This is a genomic window from Streptomyces sp. SL06 (genome assembly GCF_058244745.1).
In genome coordinates this window covers 7,017,330-7,037,997 of record NZ_JBSYOT010000002.1, presented here as the reverse complement: position 1 = coordinate 7,037,997, position 20,668 = coordinate 7,017,330, and the positions used below count along the sequence as shown (strand labels likewise).

General features: G+C 72.5%; 14 protein-coding genes and 1 pseudogene. 7 read left to right on the top strand and 8 right to left on the bottom strand.

Annotation, left to right across the window (positions count from 1 at the left end):
* Window positions 1-26 precede the first annotated feature (26 nt).
* Complete coding sequence (locus AC4IHM_RS32140) at window positions 27-1,364, bottom strand: MFS transporter (protein WP_490870478.1); 1,338 nt, start codon at window positions 1,362-1,364, stop codon at window positions 27-29.
* Window positions 1,365-1,560: 196 nt separating this feature from the next.
* Here AC4IHM_RS32140 and AC4IHM_RS32135 point away from each other — a divergent pair, with 196 nt between their 5' ends.
* On the top strand, window positions 1,561-2,496 hold the full coding sequence (locus AC4IHM_RS32135; protein WP_490870477.1) for a LysR family transcriptional regulator: 936 nt from the start codon (window positions 1,561-1,563) through the stop codon (window positions 2,494-2,496).
* A gap of 60 nt (window positions 2,497-2,556) precedes the next feature.
* Here AC4IHM_RS32135 and AC4IHM_RS32130 read toward each other — a convergent pair whose 3' ends face one another.
* Window positions 2,557-3,486 (bottom strand): hydroxymethylglutaryl-CoA lyase, encoded by a 930-nt coding sequence (locus AC4IHM_RS32130; protein ID WP_490870476.1) that lies wholly within the window; start codon window positions 3,484-3,486, stop codon window positions 2,557-2,559.
* Window positions 3,487-3,738: 252 nt separating this feature from the next.
* Window positions 3,739-5,013 carry a hydroxymethylglutaryl-CoA reductase, degradative gene (locus AC4IHM_RS32125; protein ID WP_490870475.1) on the bottom strand — a complete coding sequence of 425 codons (1,275 nt, stop codon included), beginning with the start codon at window positions 5,011-5,013 and terminating at the stop codon, window positions 3,739-3,741.
* A 211-nt stretch (window positions 5,014-5,224) separates the two neighbouring features.
* Here AC4IHM_RS32125 and AC4IHM_RS32120 point away from each other — a divergent pair, with 211 nt between their 5' ends.
* The 6 genes from AC4IHM_RS32120 to AC4IHM_RS32095 all read left to right on the top strand — a co-directional run bounded on the left by AC4IHM_RS32120 (window position 5,225) and on the right by AC4IHM_RS32095 (window position 14,223).
* On the top strand, window positions 5,225-7,201 hold the full coding sequence (locus tag AC4IHM_RS32120; RefSeq protein WP_490870474.1) for a helix-turn-helix domain-containing protein: 1,977 nt from the start codon (window positions 5,225-5,227) through the stop codon (window positions 7,199-7,201).
* Window positions 7,202-7,537: 336 nt separating this feature from the next.
* On the top strand, window positions 7,538-9,595 hold the full coding sequence (locus AC4IHM_RS32115; protein ID WP_490870473.1) for a hydantoinase/oxoprolinase family protein: 2,058 nt from the start codon (window positions 7,538-7,540) through the stop codon (window positions 9,593-9,595).
* Between the two features lie 24 nt (window positions 9,596-9,619).
* On the top strand, window positions 9,620-11,773 hold the full coding sequence (locus AC4IHM_RS32110; RefSeq protein WP_490870472.1) for a hydantoinase B/oxoprolinase family protein: 2,154 nt from the start codon (window positions 9,620-9,622) through the stop codon (window positions 11,771-11,773).
* A gap of 20 nt (window positions 11,774-11,793) precedes the next feature.
* Window positions 11,794-13,053, top strand: coding sequence for a CaiB/BaiF CoA transferase family protein (locus AC4IHM_RS32105; protein ID WP_490870471.1), 1,260 nt, complete (start codon window positions 11,794-11,796; stop codon window positions 13,051-13,053).
* The gene (locus tag AC4IHM_RS32100; RefSeq protein WP_490870470.1) at window positions 13,050-13,838 is read left to right on the top strand and encodes an enoyl-CoA hydratase/isomerase family protein; all 789 of its coding nucleotides are present in this window, start codon (window positions 13,050-13,052) and stop codon (window positions 13,836-13,838) included. The genes AC4IHM_RS32105 and AC4IHM_RS32100 overlap by 4 nt, the downstream gene beginning before the upstream one ends.
* A gap of 106 nt (window positions 13,839-13,944) precedes the next feature.
* Window positions 13,945-14,223 carry a GlsB/YeaQ/YmgE family stress response membrane protein gene (locus AC4IHM_RS32095; RefSeq protein WP_490870469.1) on the top strand — a complete coding sequence of 93 codons (279 nt, stop codon included), beginning with the start codon at window positions 13,945-13,947 and terminating at the stop codon, window positions 14,221-14,223.
* A 104-nt stretch (window positions 14,224-14,327) separates the two neighbouring features.
* On the opposite strand, the gene AC4IHM_RS32090 is transcribed toward AC4IHM_RS32095, so the two are convergent.
* From AC4IHM_RS32090 to AC4IHM_RS32070, 5 genes and pseudogenes are all read right to left on the bottom strand, one after another.
* Window positions 14,328-15,401 (bottom strand): peptidase C39 family protein, encoded by a 1,074-nt coding sequence (locus tag AC4IHM_RS32090; protein ID WP_490870468.1) that lies wholly within the window; start codon window positions 15,399-15,401, stop codon window positions 14,328-14,330.
* A gap of 70 nt (window positions 15,402-15,471) precedes the next feature.
* Complete coding sequence (locus AC4IHM_RS32085) at window positions 15,472-17,574, bottom strand: iron ABC transporter permease (RefSeq protein ID WP_490870467.1); 2,103 nt, start codon at window positions 17,572-17,574, stop codon at window positions 15,472-15,474.
* Window positions 17,571-18,636 (bottom strand): annotated as a pseudogene (locus AC4IHM_RS32080) (iron-siderophore ABC transporter substrate-binding protein). The gene AC4IHM_RS32085 and the pseudogene AC4IHM_RS32080 overlap by 4 nt, the downstream one beginning before the upstream one ends.
* Before the next feature lie 92 nt (window positions 18,637-18,728).
* Window positions 18,729-19,592 carry an ABC transporter ATP-binding protein gene (locus tag AC4IHM_RS32075; protein ID WP_490870466.1) on the bottom strand — a complete coding sequence of 288 codons (864 nt, stop codon included), beginning with the start codon at window positions 19,590-19,592 and terminating at the stop codon, window positions 18,729-18,731.
* Between the two features lie 166 nt (window positions 19,593-19,758).
* Window positions 19,759-20,634, bottom strand: coding sequence for a helix-turn-helix domain-containing protein (locus AC4IHM_RS32070; RefSeq protein WP_490870465.1), 876 nt, complete (start codon window positions 20,632-20,634; stop codon window positions 19,759-19,761).
* Window positions 20,635-20,668: the final 34 nt, after the last annotated feature.

Genomic DNA, 20,668 nt, shown 5'->3' with positions numbered 1-20,668 from the left:
TCCTTGTGAAGGGCGGTACGGCGGGGTCACACGGCGGTGGGCAGGCCTTCGGCCTCCCGCGTGCCGGTCCCGGAGGGGTCGTGGCGGGCGGCCCGCTGCCGGGCCAGGCCCAGCACGCAGACCGTGGTCAGCAGCAGGAGCGTGATGTAGTAGGCGACCACCGGCCAGTGGCCGCCGCCCCGGGTGAGCAGCCACTGGGCGATCAGGGGGGTGGAGCCGCCGATGACGGTGCTGCACAGCTGGTAGGCCAGGGACACTCCCGTGTAGCGGACCCTGACGGGAAAGGCCTGGGACAGGAAGCCGGCGAGCAGCGCGTAGTAGCTGCACCCGGTCAGCACGCCCAGGGCGAGTCCCAGGCCGATCAGTGTGCTGTCGCGCGTGGCGATCAGCAGGAACATCGGCACCGCGACGGCGATGTTGGCGATCAGGGCGCCCGTCATCAGCCGGACGGCGCCCACCCGCTGGGCGAGCAGCGCCGCGAGGGGCTGCCACAGGAACTGCGCGATGGCGAGGATCAGCAGGATGTCGAGCATGGTCTGCCGCTCGACGCCCAGGTCGCTGGTGGCCCAGGACAGGACGAAGGTGTTGGTGAAGTAGGCGGAGGAGATGCCCATCGCGCTGGCGCCCACGCCGAGCAGGACCAGGGGCCAGGAGGTGCGGAACAGTTCGACCACGGGGATCTTCGGGGTGGCGTCCTCCTGCTGCCTGGCCGCCTCGAAGTCGGTGGACTCGGTGACCTTGAGCCGGATGACCAGACCGATGGCCACCAGGAGGGCGGAGAGCAGGAAGGGCACGCGCCAGCCCCAGGACAGGAACGCGTCGTCGGACAGGTGTCCCACGGCGATGAAGACCAGGGTGGCGAGGATCGATCCGGCCGGTGAGCCCTGTTGGACCCACATGCCGGCGAGGCCGCGGCGTCCCCGCTCGGCGTTCTCGGTGGCCATCAGTACGGCGCCGCCCCATTCGCCGCCGACCGCGATGCCCTGGAGGGCCCGCAGCAGGACCAGCAGGATCGGCGCGGCGACGCCGATGGTGGCGTAGGTGGGCAGCAGGCCGATGAGGGTGGTGGCGGTGCCCATCAGGACCAGGGTGGTGACCAGGACGTTCTTGCGTCCCACCCGGTCGCCGATGTGGCCGAAGATCAGGCCGCCCAGGGGACGGGCGAGGAAGCCGACCCAGAAGGTGGCGAAGGCCGCGAGGGTTCCCGCGGCGGAGCTGGCGCCCGGGAAGAACAGCTTGCCGAACACCAGGGCGGTGGCGGTGCCGTAGATGTAGAAGTCGTACCACTCGACGGCGGTCCCGATGAAGGACGCGGTGGTGGCACGTCTGGCGTTGCGGCCGGTGGCGTGTGTGGTCTGGGACATGGTGGCTCCGGGAGTGAGCGGCGGTACCGGCGGATTCGACCTGTGCGCGGTGCGGGGCGGCGATGGGCCGGCCATGGTGCGGACCGCGACGCTGCGGGCGCCCGTTCGAATGGCGTTGTCCGGTGCGCCACAGTCTCGTAGGCTGCCCGCCATACGGTCCAGTACCTTCTAAGCTGCACAGTCATACGTTCAAGGCATGACCGGAGGCGCGATGGAACTGCGGGTGCTGCGGTACTTCCTGGCCGTGGTCGACACCGGGTCGATGACGGCCGCCGCCGCGCGCGTTCATGTGGCCCAGCCCTCCGTGTCGCGGCAACTGCGCTCCCTGGAGCGCGAGCTGGGCGCCGAACTGCTCAGGCGGACCACGACGGGGGTGCAACTCACCGCGGCCGGGCGCCGCTTCGTGCCCGTCGCCCGCGACCTCACCCTGCGCGCCGCCCGCGGCACGGAACTGCTGCAAGCCGTCTCCGGGCAGAGCCCGCTGCAGTTCCGCGTGGCGTGTCCGGCCTCCACCATCACGCATGTCATGGCGCCGTTCGTCGCCGAGATGGGCGGCCCGTTCTCCGACGCCCGGGGCTGCGAACCGGACCAGGTCTACGACCGGCTGGGGGCGGGAGAGGTCGACATCGGCATCTCCACAAGTCCGCCGCCCGGCGGCATGGCCGCGCGGCGGCTGGGCGGGCGCAGGATCAGCGTCCAGATCCCCTGCGCGCATCCCCTGGCCCGGGAGGCGGGCGGCGGCCTGGAGCTGGCCGGGCTGCTCGACCACCCCGTCATCGTCAGCGGCCGGGCCAGCGCCGTACGCCGGACACTCGACACCGCTCTGTACGAGCAGGGCACGCCGCTGCGGCCGGCCCTCGAACCGCACTCCGAGGCGATGGCCCAGGCGCTGGCCGCCGCCGGACACGGTGCCTGCGTCGTCGTCGACCATCCGCAGTTCGGCCTGCACGCGCGCACCCTGACCTCGGGGGGCCGTCCGCTGACCATCTCCCTGTACGCCGGGTGGGATCCCGACCACTACGCGCACGCCGAGATCGAGGCGGCCATGCGGGAACTGTCGGGCTGGCTGACGGCCAACGACGGTGGCAGAAAGCCGGGCAGCCGCCCGGAGCCGAGCGCCGCGGACGGCTGACGCGGGGCCGGCCCGTCGGACGCCGGCCCGAGGGGCGTGCCCGCCTGCCGCACCGAGCGGTCAGCCGCCGGTGAGGGCGCGGACGGTGCGGGAGGGGCTGGGCCGGCCGAGGCGGGTGGCGAGCCACGCGCTGGTCTCGACGAGCTTGTCCAGGTCCACACCGGTGCGGATGCCGAGGCCTTCGAGCTGCCACAGCAGGTCCTCGGTGGCCAGATTGCCGGTGGCGGACTTGGCGTACGGGCAGCCCCCCAGGCCGCCCGCGGAGGCGTCGACGGTCGTGACGCCGTGCTGGAGGGCGACCAGGGTGTTGGAGAGGGCCTGCCCGTAGGTGTCGTGGAAGTGCACGGCGATCCGGTCCACCCGCACTCCGGCGGCGGTGAGGGCGTCGAGCAGGGCGGCGACGCGGCCGGGGGTGGCCACGCCGATGGTGTCGCCGAGGCTCAGCTCGGTGCAGCCCAGCCGGAGCATGCGGGTGGCCACCGAGACGACCTGCGGGATCGGGACCGCGCCCTCCCACGGGTCGCCCCAGCACATGGACAGATAGCCGCGCACCCGCATGCCGGCCCCGCGGGCCCGCGCCACGACCGGGGCGAACATCTCCAGGGACTCCGCGACGGTCCGGTTCAGATTGGCCTTGGCGAAGGACTCCGTCACCGAGCCGAAGACCGCGATGTCGCTCACGCCGAGGTCGACGGCCCGTTCGAGACCGCGCCGGTTGGGTACGAGCACCGGGTAGCGCACGCCCGGTTGGGGGTCGATGCGGCGCAGCAGCTCCTCGGCGTCGGCGAGTTGGGGCACCCACCTGGGGTGGACGAGGCTGGTGGTCTCGACGACGCGGTGCCCGGCGTCGACCAGTCGCTCCACGAACTCGGCCTTGACGTCGGTCGGTACGAGTTCCGACTCGTTCTGCAGTCCGTCGCGGGGGCCCACCTCGCAGATGGTGACGCTCGCGGGGAGCCTGGGCAGCGGGTCGGCACCGTAGCGGTTCATCTGACGGCCTCCGGGGGTTCGGCGATCTCGATACGGGCGGTGCGGTGCACGGCGGCCGTGGTGGAGTGGGACGTGGTGGCGGTGCGGCGGACGACGGTGGCCGGCCGCGGGGTGCGTACACCCGCGCCCGTGACGCCCGCACCCGCCGGTCGGCGACTTCACCGGTCCCGGTCACCGTGAGGGCCGTGCGGCAGCCCGCGGTCCGTCATCGACACCACGAGCAGGCCGGCCGAGGCGGCGGGGGTGCCACGTTCAGCGGCCGGCGCGCAGGTCGGCGAGGATCTGCTCGGCGCGGTCGGCGCGGACCTGCTTGTCGGCGATGAGACGGGCGACGACGGTGGGGACCTCCTCGGCCGTCGCGCCCGCGGTCAGGGCGACGTTGCGGGCGTGCAGGGACATGTGTCCGCGCTGGATGCCCTCGGTGGCCAGGGCCCGGACCGCGCCGAAGTTCTGGGCCAGCCCGACGGCGACGACGATTTCCGCGAGTTCGGCCGCGCTGGTGACCCCGAGCAGGGCGACCGCGGCCTGCGCCACGGGGTGCAGCCTGGTCGCGCCGCCCACCAGGCCGACCGGCATCGGCAGCTCCAGGGTGCCGACGATGTTGCCGTCGGCGTCCTTCTCGAAGCGGGACAGCGAGGTGTAGCGCCCGGACGGGGAGACGGCGTGGGAGTGTGCGCCGGCCTCGACCGCGCGGGTGTCGTTGCCGGTGGCGAGCACGACGGCGGAGACGCCGTTCATGATGCCCTTGTTGTGGGTGGCGGCGCGGTAGGGGTCGGCCTCGGCCAGCGCGGCGGCGTGCACGATGTCGTCGGCCACGGCCCGGCCGCCGAGCGCCTCGGCGTCGAAGACCGCGCGGGCCCGGGACAGGCGCAGGTCGGCCTTGTTGGTCAGGATCCGCAGCAGCGTACGGCCGCCGGCGATCCGTCCGGCGCGCTCGGCGACCGCCTCGGCCATGGTGTTCACCGCGTTCGCGCCCATCGCGTCGCGGACGTCGACCTGGAGGTGGGCGACGACGTAGGTACCGGCGCGGGAGGGGACCACGCGCACCGAGATGTCGCGGACCCCGCCGCCGAACTCGACCAGCTTGGGGTCCTGGGCGTTGGCGAGTTCGACGAGTTCCCGACGGGCCTCCAGCAGCCGGACCCGGCCGGCCTCGGGGTCGCGTACCCCGACGATCTGCACCTGGGCCTGCATGATCGGCTCGGTGGACGAGGTGAAGAATCCGCCGTGGGCGCGTGCCACCTTCGCCGAGTTGGAGGCCGCGGCGACCACCGAGGCCTCCTCGGTGGCCATCGGCACGACGACCTCGCGGCCGTTGACGATGAAGTTGGTCGCCACGCCCACGGGCAGCGCCATGACCCCGACCACGTTCTCGATCATGTGATCGGCCAGGTCCAGGCCGAGGCCGTGCTGCGGGGCGAAGGCCGCGACGAGCCCCGGGTCGACCGCGGCGGACTCCGCGACGGTCTTCCGGCGGGCGTCGACGGACAGGTCCCGGAGACCTTGGATACGGCTGGTGCTCGGCATACGGTCCTCCACTGCGTTGTGGTCCACCGAAACACTCGGTGCGCTAGGCGACGCTAGTTCCGTCTCCTGCTGCCAGGTATGGACCGACGGCACACAGAATGAGGGAGTTCACTATGCGGTCGGCCCAGCTCGCACCCGTTACCGTGGCTGTAGTCCGCGCACCGACACCGACACCCGCGCGGCACACCGCGAATCACCGGAGGGCGAGCGCATGAGCGCCTCACCAGGAGGGCCGGGCGTCGTACCGGTCGACACGGTCATCTCCCTGCTCGACGTGGCCGGCGCCGAGCGGCCGGTCGACGACGCCGAGGTCAGGGACCTGCTCACCGGCCTCGGCCTGCCGTCCGACGCGGCGGCCCGCGTCGGCGACGGCGTCCGGCACCTGCGGGCCGGCTCCGAGCGGTGGCGGCGGCGCGGGCGGGAACTGGCCGCGCTCTCCTCCGGCGTCCGTGAACTGGCGCAGCTCCGGGACGTCGACATACTGCTCGAACGCCTGGTCGAACGGGCCCACGACCTCGTCGGCACGGACATCACCTACCTGTCGGAGTTCGACGTGCGGACCCGTGAGCTGCGCGTACGGACCACCCTCGGGACGGTGGCGCCCACGTTCCCCGGGCTGCGGGTGCCGCCGGGCATGGGGCTGGCCAGCCGGGTGGTGGAGACCCGCAGTCCCTCCTGGACGTCGAGCTACTCCAGCATGTCGCAGGCTCCGCACGACGCCGAGATCGACGCCACCGTGGCGGCCGAGGGGATCTCGTCCCTGCTCGGTGTGCCGCTCCTGGCCGGCGAGGAGGTCATCGGTGTCCTGTTCGCCGCGAACCGCATCGAGCACACCTTCTCGCCCGAGGAGATCTCCCTGCTCTCGGCCTTCGCCGACCACGCGGCCGTCGTCCTGCAGACCGCGCGGCTGCTGGCCCGGACGCAGGACGCGGCGAAGGAGACCCAGCAGGCCTACGACCAGCTCGCACGGCACGTCGAGGCGATGGAACGCGCGAGCGGCGTGCACTCCGACCTGACCGCCCTGGTCCTGCGGGGCGGCGACGCCACGGCGGTCGCCGACGCGCTCGGCAAGGCGCTGCGCTGCCGGGTGACCATCCTCGACGCCGGCCTCGGCCCGTCCACGACGACCGCGGGGCCCGAAGGAGTGCGCGCGGACGGCGACGGCAGCGGTGACGCCGCCGTCCGCGCGGAGGCGGTGCGCCGTGCCGTCGACGAGAGCCGGCGCAGCGGGCGCTGCGTGCCGCTGCGGGAGTCCGGGCGGGAGGTCGTCGTGGCCGTCGTCGCGGGCCAGTCGCTGCTCGGCGCGCTGGTCCTGGAGCAGGGTGCCGTCGAGTTCGGTCCGGTCGAGCGCCGCACGGCGGAACGCGCGGCTCAGATCACGGCGCTGCTCAGCCTCAAGCAGGACGCGCTCGTGGAGGCCGAACAGACGGTGCGCAGGGATCTCCTCGCCGACCTGCTCGCCGACGATCCGCACCGCCTGGCCGGTGTCGCCCAGCGGGCGCAGGCCAGGGGCATCCACACCGACCGGCTGGCCTCCCTCGTCGTCGTGTCCCTGCCGGCCGAGCTGCGCCACTCGGCCGCCCGTGCGGCCCGGGGCGCGGTCGGCTCCAGCGGTCTCATCGGCGAGCACGCCGGCTGGGTGATCGCGCTCACCACCGAGGCGGATCCGGCGGCGGCGGCCGGCCTCGTGCACACCACGGTGCGCCGTGCGCTCGGTCATCCCGCGCTGGCGGTGGGCACGTCGCTGGGCGAGGTGCCCGGCGACGTGCGCCGCCAGGTCGAGGCGGCCACCGCGTGTGCCCGGGTCCTGCCGGCGCTCGGGGTCACCGACACCGCGGTGACCACCGACGAGTATCTGCCGTACACCGCGCTCTTCGGCCCCGGCGAGACCCGCGTCGACGCCTTCGTACGGCGTCTGCTCGGCCCGGTCCTCGACTGGGACACCGAGCGCGGCGGGAACCTCCTCACGACGCTCGCCGCCTATCTCGACAGCCGGCTCAGCCCGGTCGCCACCGGGCGGACGCTGCACCTGCACAAGAACACCGTGCTCCAGCGGCTCGACCGGATCGGCGAGCTGCTCGGTGACGGCTGGCAGGACCCCGAGCGGCTCTTCCGCATCACGGTCGCGGTCCGCATCGCGCACCTCGCGGCCGTCCGCCCCGGCGACGCGCCCCCGCCCCCGGCCTGAGTCCGTCGCGTTCCGCCGCCCGGACGGTCCGGGCCGGCCCGGATCGATGGCTGATATACCCGTACCGTTCCGCCCTGCCGTGGCCGCCGGCCCGAGTGCCACTCCCCCGCTTCCGGTCGGCTCCTGGCGCCGCAGCCCCGTATTAGTGTGCCTATGGTCCATCTGATGCCGTCAAATATGGACCGACCACCCATGGCCGGAGGTGATCCAGCGCACGTAGCGTCCGAAGCATCGCTGAGACAGAGGGGTCCCGCAAAAGCGGAACGAGCGCCTCATGCGCGACTTCTCGTCACCCTGCACGATCAGCCCCCGACGCAGTCAAAGGAGACAGCGAACATGACACTTCATGTGGGCATCAACGTCGGTGGCACGTTCACCGATGCCGTGGCGGTCATCGACGGAAGGGCGGTGCGCGGCAAGGCCTTCTCGACCAGGGACGTGACCACCGGCATCCTGGGCGCGCTGGCCGTGCTCCAGGAACGCGCCGGAATGACCGAGGCCGCCTTCTTCGCCGCCGTGGACCGCTTCGTGCTCGGCAACACCATCGTCACCAACGCGGTGGACGAGCAGAAGTACGCCCCCGTGGGACTGCTGACCACGCAGGGCTTCCGTGACACCCTCCGGATCGCCCGTTCCGCCCGGACCGACGAGCGCGACCCGCACAAGATGGCGGCGCCGCCGGACATCGTCGAGCGGCGCCGCATCGTCGAGGTCACCGAACGGGTCGACGCGCACGGCGAGGTACTGGTCCCGCTCACCGGCGCCGCCGTCGCCGCCGCCGTCGACGCGGCGCTCGCGCAGGGCGCCGAGACCCTCGCCGTCTGTCTGCTGTGGTCGTTCCGCAACCCGGTGCACGAGAAGGCGATCGGCGAGTACCTGGACAAGCACCATCCCGACCTCCCGTACACGCTCTCCAGCACCCTCACGCCGGTCTACCGCGAGTACGAGCGCATGGTCACCACCGCCCTGGACGCCGCGGTGAAGCCGCTCGTGGCGTCGCACTTCCAGCACCTCGCCGAGGAGCTGCGCCGCCGGGGACTGCGGGCCCGGGTGCAGATCATGCAGGTGCACGGCGGGTTCCTCTCCGTGGAGGAGACCGGCAAGGCGCCCATCTCGATGTTCAACTCCGGCCCGGTGGGCGGTGTCACCGGCGCGCGGCTGCTGGGCAAGCGACTCGGCCGACGACGGGTGCTGACCGCGGACATGGGCGGCACCAGCCTCGACGCGGCGGCGATCCTGGACGACGAGTTCCGGCTGCTGCCGCGCGCCGAGATCGGCGGGCTGCCGACCAGCCTGACCGCGGTGGACATCGAGACCATCGGCGCGGGCGGCGGCAGCCTCGCCTGGGTCGACGGCCGCAATCTGCTGCGCGTCGGCCCGCACAGCGCGGGCTCGACACCGGGCCCCGCCTGCTACGGCAAGGGCGGCACCCGGCCCGCGGTCACCGACGCCGCGCTCGTCCTCGGGCTGATCAACCCGGACTACTACCTCGGCGGAACCGTCCCCCTCTACACCGACCGGGCCAGGACCGCGCTGCGCGCGCAGGTCGCCGAACCGCTCGGCCTCACCGAGGACGCGGCGGCCCAGGGCGTGTACCGGCTGGCCACCTCGCAGATGTCCAACGCCCTGCGCAAGATCACCGTGAACCGCGGGCACGACCCGCGCGAGTTCACCCTCGTCGGTTTCGGCGGCGCCTGCGGTCTCTTCGCCGCCGCCATCGCCGCCGAGGCCGGGGTCCGCGAGGTCGTCATCCCGCGCAACGCGGCGGTGTTCTCCGCCTACGGCCTGATGCACGCCGACTCGGTGTTCTCCGCCGTGCGCACCAGCCCCTGGACGATGGACCGGCCGGCCGCCGCCCTGGACGAGGAGTTCGCCGCCCTGGAGGCCCGCGCCGAGGCCTGGTTCGAGGCCGAGGGCATCGCGCAGGACCGGCGCGAACTCTACCGCGAGGCGGACATGAAGTTCGTGGGCCAGATCTTCGAGGTCACCACACGGCTGCCCGCCGGACCCTTCCGCGAGGAGGACAAGGAGGCGCTGCGGACCCGGTTCATCGCCGACTACGAGGAGGAGTTCGGCGTCGGCACCGCCTGGACCGAGGCGGAGATCCTGCTGGTCAATTCGCGGGTCCGGGCCATCGGACGCAGCGAGGTGCAGACCGTGGGCCCCGTTCCGGACGCCGAGGCGGAACAGCACGCGCTCAGCCGGCGCGAGGTGCTCGATCCGCTCACCGGCGAGCGGCTGGAGGTCGATGTGCACCGCGGCTTCGGCGCACTCGGCCGGGCGGCCGGCCCGTGCCTGCTGGAGGAGCCCGACACCACCGTGTACGTGCCCGACGGCGCGACCGTCGAACTCACCGACAGCGGCGACTTCCTGCTGCTCCTCGCCGACCGCTGACCTCCCACCGTCGAAGGAGACGACATGACCAGCGCCGCTCGTGCCCTGCCCCAGGGCTTCGACCCGGTCACCCTCGAAGTCATCCGCATGCGCCTGGACTCCATCGTGGAGGAGATGGGCATCGCGATGATCCGTTCCTCGGGCTCCCCGGTGATCACCGAGGCCGGTGACTTCAACACCGCGTTGTTCGACCCCACCGGCCGGATCTACGCCTACTCCGACTACGTGCAGTTCCACATCGGGTCCGGCAGTGTCGCCGTGCAGAACCTGGTGAAGGTGATCGAGGGCGAAGAGCTTTCGCCCGGTGACGCGTTCATCTGCAACGACCCGCACACCGCCGGCGCCAGCCACCCGCCGGACACCAACGTGATCTCCCCGGTCTTCCACGGCGACGAGCTGATCGGCTGGGCCCAGTCGCAGGCGCATCTCGTCGACGTCGGCGGCATGACACCGGGCGGGTTCGCGCCCGGCGCCCACGACTGCTACGCCGAGGCCCTGCGGCTGCCGCCGGGCGTCAAGGTCTTCGAGCGGGGCGAGCCGGTGGAGTGGGTGCGCCGGATCCTGCTGAACAACGTCCGGGTGCCCGCGCTGTTCTGGAACGACGTGCGCTCCCTGGTCGCGAGCAACAACACCGGCATCCGCCGGCTGCTGGGCACGATCGACGAGTTCGGCATCGACCGGTTCCGCGACTACACCAAGCTCTCCTTCGAGCTGGCCGAGCAGGTCGTGCGCGACCGGATCCGGCTGATCCCCGACGGCACCTACACCGCGGAGGAGTGGACCGAGCACAACGGGCACGTCGACGAGCTGTACCGGGTGGCGTGCACCATGACCAAGCGGAACGACCAGATCACCTTCGACTTCAGCGGTTCGAGCGAGCAGACCGACGGCTTCGTCAACTGCAGCTACGGTGCGCTCGTCGGCAGTGTGGCGTCCGCCGTGGTGCCGATCCTGGCCTGGGACGTCCCGTTCAACGAGGGCGTGATGACCGCCTTCGACATCGTCGCCGAACCCGGCTCCCTCGTGAATCCCCGGCCGCCGGCGCCCATCAGCAACGGGCATCTCACCACCGGCGCCCGGGTGAGCCGGGTGGTCACCAAGCTGATGAACGAGGCGTGCCGCGGCAGTGAGGACGCGACCGTCCGGGACCGCACCCAGGGTTCCTGGGCCGACTCGTGGACCGGCGGCATCTCCGCGGGCACCGACGACGCCGGCGAGTACTTCGTGCTGTTCAACATGGACGGCGGGGGCACGGGCGCCGGCGCCCAGCCGGACGCCGACGGGCTGGACTGCGCGGGGATGATGACGCAGGTCAACAACATGCTGCCGGACGTCGAGATGAACGAGATGCTCTATCCGGTGCTCTACCTGTGGAAGCAGCTCAGCACCGAGAGCGCGGGGCACGGCGCCCACCGCGGCGGACTCGGCCTGCGGTTCGCCTGGACCCTGCACGGCGCCAAGGAGGTCACCCAGACGGTGTTCGCCCCCACCGCCCAGGTGGTCGCGGAGGGCTTCGGCGGCGGGCTGCCCGGCGGCGGCAGCGGTCACGAGGTCTGGCGCGGGACCGATGTCGCCGAGGCGTTCGCCGACGGCCGGGTGCCCACCCGGGACTCGCTCGGCACGGCACACCGCGAACTGCTCGCCATCAACCAGCAGTCGGTGACGATCCGCTCCGGGGACGTCCTGGTGCAGTGGATCGCCGGCGGCGGCGGGTACGGCGACCCGCTGCTGCGTGATCCGCGGCGGGTGGCCGCAGATGTGAGCGACGGGTACGTGAGCGCCCGTACGGCACGGCTCACCTACGGCGTGGTCCTCACGGACGGCGCGCTCGACGAGGCCGCCACCGAACAGGCCCGCGGCGCGATCCGCCGCGAACGCCTCGGCGCCGCCCCGGCCCTGGACATCGCCCCGGGCGGGGCCGGCTCCTCCGCGCCCCGGCGCGACGCCGACGGCTGGTACGTGCCCGCCAGCGGCGCCCGCCTGGGCAGCGGCGACGACTGGCACGACCAGGCGCGCAAAGCCACGCATGTCGCGTCCGACCGGCTGGCCGAGCACGGTGTCCGGGTCCGTCCCCGCACCGAGGGCAGCCCCGTACTGATCGACGAGTTCTACAGCCCTTCCTGCGGCACCCTCCTGGAGGCGCGTCTGCGGGTCGGCACAACGGGAGCCGACGAGTGAGCGAGCAACCGGAGACAGACATGAGCGGCGCGTACGGCGCGATCGGGGGCATGCTGCCCCAGGGACTTTCGAGGGGCGCGCTGCGCGGCGTCGTGGTCCTGGACATCACGCGTGTCGTGGCGGGGCCGTTCTGCTCGATGCTGCTGGCCGACCTCGGGGCCACCGTCATCAAGATCGAGAACCCGAAGGACCCCGACTACGCCCGCGACTTCCCCCCGAAGCTCCGGGCCGAGTCCGGTGAGGAGTTCAGCGGCTTCTTCGCCCAGTTCAACCGCAACAAGTTCGGCCTGACCCTCGATCTGTCCACCCCGGAGGGCAAGGACGTACTGAGGAAGCTGGTCCGCCGCGCCGATGTGCTCGTGGAGAACTTCCGCCCCGGCACGATGGACAGGCTCGGCGTCGGCCACGAGGTGCTGCGGCGGGAGAACCCCCGCCTGGTGTACACGGCGATCTCCGGTTACGGGCAGACCGGCCCGTACCGGCGCCGGCCCGCCTACGACAACAGCGCCCAGGCCACCGGTGGGCTGTGGTCGATGAACGGCTTCCCGGACCGGCCGCCGGTACGCGTGGGGACCATCATCGGCGACCTGTCCGCGACGCTGTACTCCGTCATCGGCACCCTGGCCGCGCTGCGGCACGCCGAGAAGACGGGAGAGGGGCAGATGGTCGACGTCTCGCAGCAGGACTCGGTGCTCAGCCTCACCGAGAACGCGGTCGTGTCCTACACCGTCGAGGGCAAGGTCCCCGGTCCGCTCGGGAACGAGCACCCCTTCGTCAAACCGTACGAACTCTACCCGTGCAAGGACGGGTTCGTGTTCTTCGGCGGCTACACCGACAAGTTCTGGCGGCTGTCCTGTGAGCTGTTCGGGCAGCCCGGACTCGCCGACGATCCCGAGATCGACACCATGGCCAAACGGTTCACGCCCGAGGTCTACGAGGCACGGGTGCGGCCTTTGCTGCACGGGTGGTTCGCGGACCGGACCAAGACGGAGTTGGAGGAGATCGCCGGCGACGCGGTGCCGCTGTGCGCCATCAAGGACATCGGCGAGGTGGTCGAGGACCCGCAGATCGCGGCGCGCGACATGGTGGTCGACGTGGAGTATCCCGAGTTCGGCGAACTGCGCATGTTCGGCACGCCCATCAAGCTCGGCAGCACCCCCGCACAGCCGCGGGGGCTCGCCCCCAGGGTCGGGGAGCACGCCGACGCGGTCCTGCGGGCCCTCGCCGACCTGGACGGACGGCACATCGCCGAGCTGCGCCGGAAGGGGGTCGTCCGATGAGCGGCATCAGCCTCGACAGGGACGGCGAGGTGGCGGTCATCCGGTTCGCGCGGCCGGACAAGCTCAACGCGCTCACGCTCTCGATGTACGAGGAGCTGGGGGCCGCCTTCGCCGAGGTCCGGGACGACGACTCGTACACCGTCGCGATCCTCACGGGTGCCGGCTCCCGTGCCTTCTGCGTCGGCGCCGACCTCACCGAGTCCATCCCGGCCCTGGCGGAGGGCCGCTTCGACATCTCGCACTGGGATGCCGCGCACCAGAAGCACACCCGGCTCTTCAAGCCGGTGATCGCCGCTGTCAACGGCCTGTGCCTCGGCGGCGGGTTCGAGATCATGCTGTCCACCGACATCCGGATCGCCGCCGACACGGCGGAGTTCGGGCTCCCCGAGAGCGGCGTCGGCGTCGTGCCGGCCGGTGGCACGCTCACCCGGCTGACCCGGCAGATCCCGTATGTCTGGGCCATGGAGCTGATGCTCCATGGCGACCGGATCCCGGCGGAGCAGGCGCTGCGGTACGGGCTCCTCAACGACGTGGTGCCCGGGGCGGACTTGCTCGATGTGGCGCTGGAGCGCGCCCACCGGCTCGCCACGCGCAGCGCGACCGCCCTGCAGACCGTCAAGGAGGCGGTGCTCCGGCTCGGGGACCTCCCCCAGGACCAGGCCTTCCACAGCGAAGCCCTCTACGGGCAGAAGGCGTTCACCTCGCCGGACGCCCGGGAGGGCCTGGCCGCCTTCCGCGAGCGCCGCGCCCCGCGCTTCCCGTCGCACGACGCCGGCCGAGGATGACGGGTCATCAGATGTACGACCCGCAAGACACGTTTGTTCGAGCGCGAACGGTACACACGGGGAACTGACACCACCTTCACGCATTCGAACGAATCGGAGTCACAGGATGGGCATCATCGCCTGGATCATCATCGGCCTGCTCGCCGGCGCCATCGCCAAGGCCATCATGCCGGGCAGGGACCCCGGCGGGATCATCATCACCATGCTCATCGGAATCGCCGGAGGCCTGCTCGGCGGCTGGCTCGGCAAGGTGGTCTTCGGCGTGGACTCCGTCGACGGGTTCTTCGAGATCTCCACCTGGATCGCGGCGATCGTCGGCTCGCTCATCCTGCTCGCGCTCTACCGGGTCGTCTCCGGCAACCGACGCTCGCACCGGCACGCCTGACCGCGACGGCGCCCACGCCAGAACACCTCCGGACGGCTCCCGCCCAGTGTGCAGGGCGGGAGCCGTCGGCGTGCGTCACGCCCGGCCGTGCGGGAGCCCGTCCCTCACCGAGGGCTGCCGACGGTCACAGCGCCGTGGAAGGGCTCCGCCGAGACGGCCGACATCGTGTCGAGCGACGGGTCGGGCACGGGCAGCAGATGGGCGTCGACCCAGGTGTCCCCGGTCTCCGCGTTGGCCCACGGGTCCTCGATCACGACGGCACCGGGTACGGCGCCGTGGCAGAGCACCCAGTGCGGCACGTCGAACCCCTGCATCCCGGCGAGCGAGACCAGGAGCAGCACCTGCCCGTGTCCGCCGATCGCGTCCCGGATCCCGGCCGTGGCGAGGCGGCGTGGCTCGACCGGGACGCCGAGTCGTCCGGCGTCCGTGCGCGACATGCGCTGGAGGTCGGCCCGCCACTCCCGCTCGTTCTCCGGGTGGTGGTCGAGCAGGACCGGCCGGTCCGTGTCCAGGTGGACCGCGACGGGGGCCGACGGCCATGCCCGGCGCACGGCGACGGCCAGTCCGACGGGCTCGCACGCGGGGAAGTTGGTCGCCTCGCGCCACAGCGTCAGCTCCGAGCGGCGGTCCAGTGACTCGGCCGGCAGCGTCCCCGCGTGCGCCTGCGCGACCAGGGCGGTGACGGCGCCGCACGTGAAGTGCGTGGTCTGCCCGTAGTACGGGGGCTCGGTCACCGCGGCCCCGGACAGCCAGCGAACGTAACCGGCCGCGGGCCCGGCCGCGTCGTCCGCACGCGCGAGCGGGGGACGCAGCGGGGCGAAGCCGGCGGCAGCGGCGTCCTCGGGACTCGCCGTCCAGCCTTCCCACTTGACCTGTGCGAGCTTGCGGTCGCGGGCGTGGGCGACGACGGCCGCGACCGCCGCAGGCACGTCGCCGACGGCGTCCACGATCTTCAGATAGGCCGTGTGCGGCCGTGCCGTCACCAGCGCGGCGGCGGCCCAGTCCTCGCCGTCGTCCCCCGCGACGGCCACGACATGCGGGGCGTGGGCGGAGCGGTCGACCGCGTGCCAGCGCTCCGCCACCTTGGGGTGTGCGAGCCGTTCCAACGGGGCGGGCGAGGTGCCGCGTTCGAACGGGACGACGACGTTCTTGACGGGGTTTTCCTGCGGGGACGGCATTCCGGTGCTCCTGGCGGTTCGAAGAGGAGGACGAGACGGGACGCGAGGGCTCCCGCGGGCGGGCGGCCGGTCATCCGCGCGACTGCCGGAGCACCCAGACGAAGTACGGAGCGCCGACCAGCGCGATCATGAGGCCCGCCGGCACCTGCGCGGGTGCCACAAGCGTGCGGCCGAGGGTGTCGGCCACGCACACCAGCAGCCCGCCGAGCAGCATCGCGACCGGGATCGCGCGGGCGTGCCGGGCACCCACCAGCGAGCGGGCGAGGTGCGGGGCGACGAGTCCCACGAAGCCGACGACGCCGACGGCGATCACGCTGAGCGCCGAGAGCACCGCGGCGATCGCCAGCGCGGCGAAGCGTACGCGTTCGACCCTGACGCCGACGATGCGCGGGGTGTCCTCGTCGACGGCGAGCAGGTCGAGCCGGCCACGCATGGCGAGCAGCACGGGAAGCGCGAGCGCCAGGGCCACCGCGACCGGTACCACGTCGGGCAGCGTGCGGCCGTAGGTGGTGCCGGACAGCCAGGTGAAGATCCGGGGCGTGTTGTACGGGTCGGCGCGCAGCAGGAGGAAGGTGGTGATCGAGCTGAGGCCGTAGCCGCAGCCGATGCCGATCAGTACGAACCGGTCGGGCAGGAAGCCGCCGCGCCAGGCCAGCAGGGTGATCAACGCGAACGTGGCGAGCCCCGCCGCGACCGCGACCGCGATGAGCACCGGCCGCCCGCCGGGCAGGCCCGACGTGACGACGCTCGCCGCACCCAGCCCGGCGCCCGCCGTGATGCCGAGCACCCCGGGCTCGGCCAGCGGGTTGCGCACCGCGCTCTGCACGACGCATCCGGCCAGTCCCAGCGCGGCGCCGGCGAGCACCGCCGCGGTCACGCGCGGGACCCGGTCGTCGAGCGCCTGGCCGATCAGGTCCGGGGCGGCGCCCCGGGCCCAGAGCACGATGTCCCCCGTGCGCAGCCAGAGGCTTCCCGCCAGGACCGCGACGAGGACCGCCACGGCCAGGAGTGCCACCGAGCCGAACACGACGAGGAGGAACGCGCGGCGCGAGCGGACGGCGACCCGTGCGTGCGGTGGCCGCCTGAGCCCGCCCGTGTCACGCAGGCGCAGCGCGAGGACCACGATCACGACGGAGCCGAGCAGCGCGGTCGGCACTCCGGTGGGGATGGACGCGGCCCCGTCCGCGCCCTGCACCGCGCGCAGGGACACGTCCGCGAGGAGGATGAGCAGCGCGCCGACCAGCCCGGCCGCGGGCACCAGCATGAGGTGCCGGCGCAGCGCCCCCACCCGCCCCGCGATCAGGCGGACCAGGACGGGGGCGCCGAGGCCGACGAAGGAGATCGGGCCGGCGAGGGTCACCGCCGTACTGGTGAGGAGCACCGCGCAGATCACGGCGGCCACGCGGGTGGCCCGGATCGGCACGCCGAGGGTGGCCGCCGCGTCGTCGCCGAGGTTCATCACGTCCAGCCGCCGGGACAGGGCCAGCGCGACGCACAGCACCACGGCCATGAGGGGGTAGGCGCGCAGGGACGCGTCGATGTTCAGCTGCGCGAGCGAACCGCTCCCCCAGGCGTAGAGACCGGTGGTGTTCTGCTTGAACAGGATGAGGAGCATCCCGGTCGCCGCGTCCAGGGCCAACGCCGTCGCCGATCCGGCGAGGATGAGGCGGGTGCCCGCGGTACCCGCGGCCCGGCCCGCCAGCAGCAGTACGAGCGACGCCGCGATCATGCCGCCGACGAAGGCCACGGCGCCCGACGCCCACAGCGGTACGGCGAGGCCGAAGGCCGCGACGAGTGTGATCGTGAAGTAGGCCCCGGCCGTGACGGCGAGGGTGTCGGGCGAGGCGAGCGCGTTGTGCGTGACGGACTGGAGCAGCGCGCCGGCGCAGCCGAGGGCGAAACCCACGGCCACGCCCGCGAGCAGGCGCGGCAGGCGCGAGCCGGTGAGGATCTCACCGACCGGCGCGCCGCCGGCCTGTTCCCGTTGCCCGGCGAGGTGGCGCACCAGGTCGCCGACGCCGACGCCCGAGGTCCCCTGGGTCAGGTGCCACATCCCCACCAGGGCGGTCAGGACGAGCAGGAGTGCCAGGACGGCCGCACCGGCGGGGCCGCCGCCGCGCTCGGTGCGCGGCGGCGACCCCTTCACGGGCGCCGAGGTCTGCGGTGCGCTCACTTCTTTTCGAGTACGTCGACGTAGGCGTCGATCGCCTGCTCGCAGGAGCGCGGACCGCCGGCGCCCCACACCCGCGCCGGGAAGGCGTGCGCGCGGCCTTCCTTCACGGCCGGCAGGGTCTTCCAGATCGGGTTCTTGGCCAGCGCGGCGACGTAACCGCCGGCGCCCTCGTCGTTGGCGTAGAAGAGGTTGGCGTCACCGACCGCGGTGAGTCCCTCGAACGTCGGTCTGCGCGAGGCCGTAGGCGGGGTCGACGCCGCCGTCTCCGTGGGCCTTGTTGACGTCGTTGGTCCACGCGGGGGTCATGCCGAGTTCCTTGCCTATCTCGGTGAACAGGGCGCCGTCGCTGTAGGGGCGGATGGTGAGGTTGCTTCCCTCCAGCCAGCCGTCGAAGAACAGGAAGTCCTTCGTCGGCAGGTCGGCGTCGGTGACCTGCTTCTTCGCCGTCGCCAGGTGCTGGTCGAACTCGTTGAGCACCTGGTCGGCCCGCTCGGTGCGCCCCGTCGCCTTGCCGATCATGCTGAACACCTCGCGCATGTTCCCGATCGGGTCGTCCGGGTCGGCGCCCCGCGTGGCCATCACGGGCACGCCGCGCTTCTCCAGCTTCGTGATGGTCTCGTCGTCGGCGTCGAACGCCTCCACGACGATGAGGTCGGGCTTGGCCGCATACAGGGTGTCGAGGTCGGGCTCCTCGCGGGTGCCGATGTCCTTCACCCCGGCGGGCAGCTTCTCCGCGCTGACCCAGGTGCTGTAGCCCTTCGCGTCGGAGACCGCGGTGGGGGTGACGCACAGCGTCAGCGCGTCCTCGACCTGCTGCCATTCCAGGACCGCGATCCGTCGGGCGGGCTTGTCGAGCTTCACCTGCCGGCCGACGCCGTCCTTGAAGGAGACCGGCTTCGTCGAGGTGGTCGTGGTGTCCTCGGCGCAGCTCTTCGACGCGGGCGACGCGGAGGCGCTGCTGCCGGCCTCGGCCTTGTCGACGTCGGTCGTGCCGCAGGCCGCTGCGGTGAGGACGACGAGCCCTGTGGAGGCTGCCGCCGCCAGACGACGGGCACGGTTCATGAGGGGTCCTCTTTCTTGCGTTCTTCTTGCGTGCTTCTTGCGATTCGTTGGGCGAGTGGCTTGTGACGCGTCGAGGCGGCGGGCGGGCCGCGTCAGACGGGGTGGCGCCCGATCGGGTCGATGCGCAGACGGCCGGTGCGGGGATCGACGCCGACCTCGACCCGGATGTCGTAGACCTCGCCGATGTTCTCGGCGGTGAGCACGTCGGCCGGTGCGCCCGCCGCATGCACGCGGCCGGAGCGCATCAGGACCAGCGTGTCCGCGACACGGGACGCCTGGTCGAGGTCGTGCAGCACGATCCCGACCGCGATGCCGTGTTCCTCGACGAGATCGCGCACCAGGTCGAGGGTCTCGATCTGGTAGCGCAGGTCCAGGTGGTTGGTCGGTTCGTCCAGCAGCACGACGCCGGTGTCCTGGGCCAGGCAGGCCGCGAGCCAGACTCGCTGCATCTCCCCGCCGGAGAGTTCTCCGACCGGGCGGCCGGCCATGTCGCGGACGCCGGTGACGCCCATGGCGTGGTCGACGGCGGTCCGGTCCTCGGCGGTCGGGCCGGCGAAGCCGCGCCGGTAGGGGTGGCGTCCGAACGCCACGACCTCCGCGACCGTCAGCCCCTGGGGCGCGGGCCTCGACTGGGAGAACAGCGTGACCTCGCGGGCGAACTGGCGGGCGCTGAGCAGGGCGGCGTCGCGCTCCGGCTGTCCCTCGGCGGCGCCGAGCGTCACCCGGCCGCCGTCCAGCCGGTGCAGTCGGGAGAGCGCGCGCAGCAGCGTGGACTTGCCGCTGCCGTTCGGCCCGACCAGGGCGGTCGCGCGGCCGGGCCGGAGGTCGATCGAGACGCCGTGGACGACCGGTGTGCCGCCGTAGCGCAGTACCAGGTCGTGTCCGTTGAGGGCGGCCGCCGACGCGGCGGGCTCGGCCACCGGGTGGACGGTGTGCCGGAAGGGGCTTGTGAACATCGATGGTTCCGGGTGCTCGGAGGGGCAGGGCTGCGGCACCCTCCGTCCGGCCTTCACCGGCCGGGCCGCACGCTCCCTCGCGCACGGGAAAGCGCCGTGCGCGGCGAGCAACAACTAAGGGTCACCTAACTCCGAGAAGGTTATATTCCGCTCGCGGTGTCGACAATCAGGAGTTCTGGACACCCGATACGGGATTCCGGACATTCCCGGGGGTGTCGCCGCCCGTGTCGAAGAACGCGCCGGGCGTGGTGCCCATGACCCGCCGGAAGGCGGCGATGAAGGAGCTGGGCTGCGCGTAGCCCAGCGTCTCGGAGACGGTCATCACGTCGAAGCCCTCGGAGAGGAGCGTCAGCGCGCGGTGCACCCGCAGCATCTGCCGCCACTGCGCGAAGGAGAGACCCGTCGCGTGACGGAAGGCGCGGGTGATCGTGCGGTCGCTGACTCCCAGCCGGCGCGCCCACTCCTCCAGCGAGCGGCAGTCGGCGGGATCGTCCAGCAGGGCTTCGGCGATCGCGTCGATCCGGGGGTCGTTGGGCAGGTGCAACGCGAACTGGCGTGGTGAGGGCTGGAGCACGTCGAACACGACCGACTCAGCCCGCGCCCTGGCCGCCGCGTCCAGGTCCGTGCGGGAGAGGTGGGTCAGCAGCGAATCGAGCAGCGGCGTCATCTCGATCGTCTTCGGCTCCCCGAACGCGAACGGCGTGCGGTCGGGGGCGAAGAAGGCGTCGTAGAACTCCGCGCCCGCCGTCGCGCGCCCGCCGTGCACCATGCCGGCGGGCATCCACAGTCCGTGCCCCTCGGACACGGTGAAGACGCGGTCGGCCACCCGGGAGGTCACGGTTCCCCCGCGCACCCAGACGAGTTCGTGCAAGGTGTGCGAGTGCGGCGCCCACTCGGTGGGAACGGGGGGAATGCGGAACCCGGCGGTGATGGCGAAGGGGACCGCGGCCTGTTCGGGGACCGCCGCGACCGGGCGCACCACGGTGCCCGCCTCGCGGCGCCACATCCCGGAGGTCGCCTCACCACGGGACGATCGGACCATGCGCGGGAGTCTATCCCCCGGCGTCCTGCGCCCG

Bases quoted from the DNA above. Each gene is read 5' to 3' on its own strand.
- AC4IHM_RS32140 (WP_490870478.1), bottom strand. From the start codon at position 1,364: ATGTCCCAGACCACACACGCCACCGGCCGCAACGCCAGACGTGCCACC.
- AC4IHM_RS32135 (WP_490870477.1), top strand. From the start codon at position 1,561: ATGACCGGAGGCGCGATGGAACTGCGGGTGCTGCGGTACTTCCTGGCC.
- AC4IHM_RS32130 (WP_490870476.1), bottom strand. From the start codon at position 3,486: ATGAACCGCTACGGTGCCGACCCGCTGCCCAGGCTCCCCGCGAGCGTC.
- AC4IHM_RS32125 (WP_490870475.1), bottom strand. From the start codon at position 5,013: ATGCCGAGCACCAGCCGTATCCAAGGTCTCCGGGACCTGTCCGTCGAC.
- AC4IHM_RS32120 (WP_490870474.1), top strand. From the start codon at position 5,225: ATGAGCGCCTCACCAGGAGGGCCGGGCGTCGTACCGGTCGACACGGTC.
- AC4IHM_RS32115 (WP_490870473.1), top strand. From the start codon at position 7,538: ATGACACTTCATGTGGGCATCAACGTCGGTGGCACGTTCACCGATGCC.
- AC4IHM_RS32110 (WP_490870472.1), top strand. From the start codon at position 9,620: ATGACCAGCGCCGCTCGTGCCCTGCCCCAGGGCTTCGACCCGGTCACC.
- AC4IHM_RS32105 (WP_490870471.1), top strand. From the start codon at position 11,794: ATGAGCGGCGCGTACGGCGCGATCGGGGGCATGCTGCCCCAGGGACTT.
- AC4IHM_RS32100 (WP_490870470.1), top strand. From the start codon at position 13,050: ATGAGCGGCATCAGCCTCGACAGGGACGGCGAGGTGGCGGTCATCCGG.
- AC4IHM_RS32095 (WP_490870469.1), top strand. From the start codon at position 13,945: ATGGGCATCATCGCCTGGATCATCATCGGCCTGCTCGCCGGCGCCATC.
- AC4IHM_RS32090 (WP_490870468.1), bottom strand. From the start codon at position 15,401: ATGCCGTCCCCGCAGGAAAACCCCGTCAAGAACGTCGTCGTCCCGTTC.
- AC4IHM_RS32075 (WP_490870466.1), bottom strand. From the start codon at position 19,592: ATGTTCACAAGCCCCTTCCGGCACACCGTCCACCCGGTGGCCGAGCCC.
- AC4IHM_RS32070 (WP_490870465.1), bottom strand. From the start codon at position 20,634: ATGGTCCGATCGTCCCGTGGTGAGGCGACCTCCGGGATGTGGCGCCGC.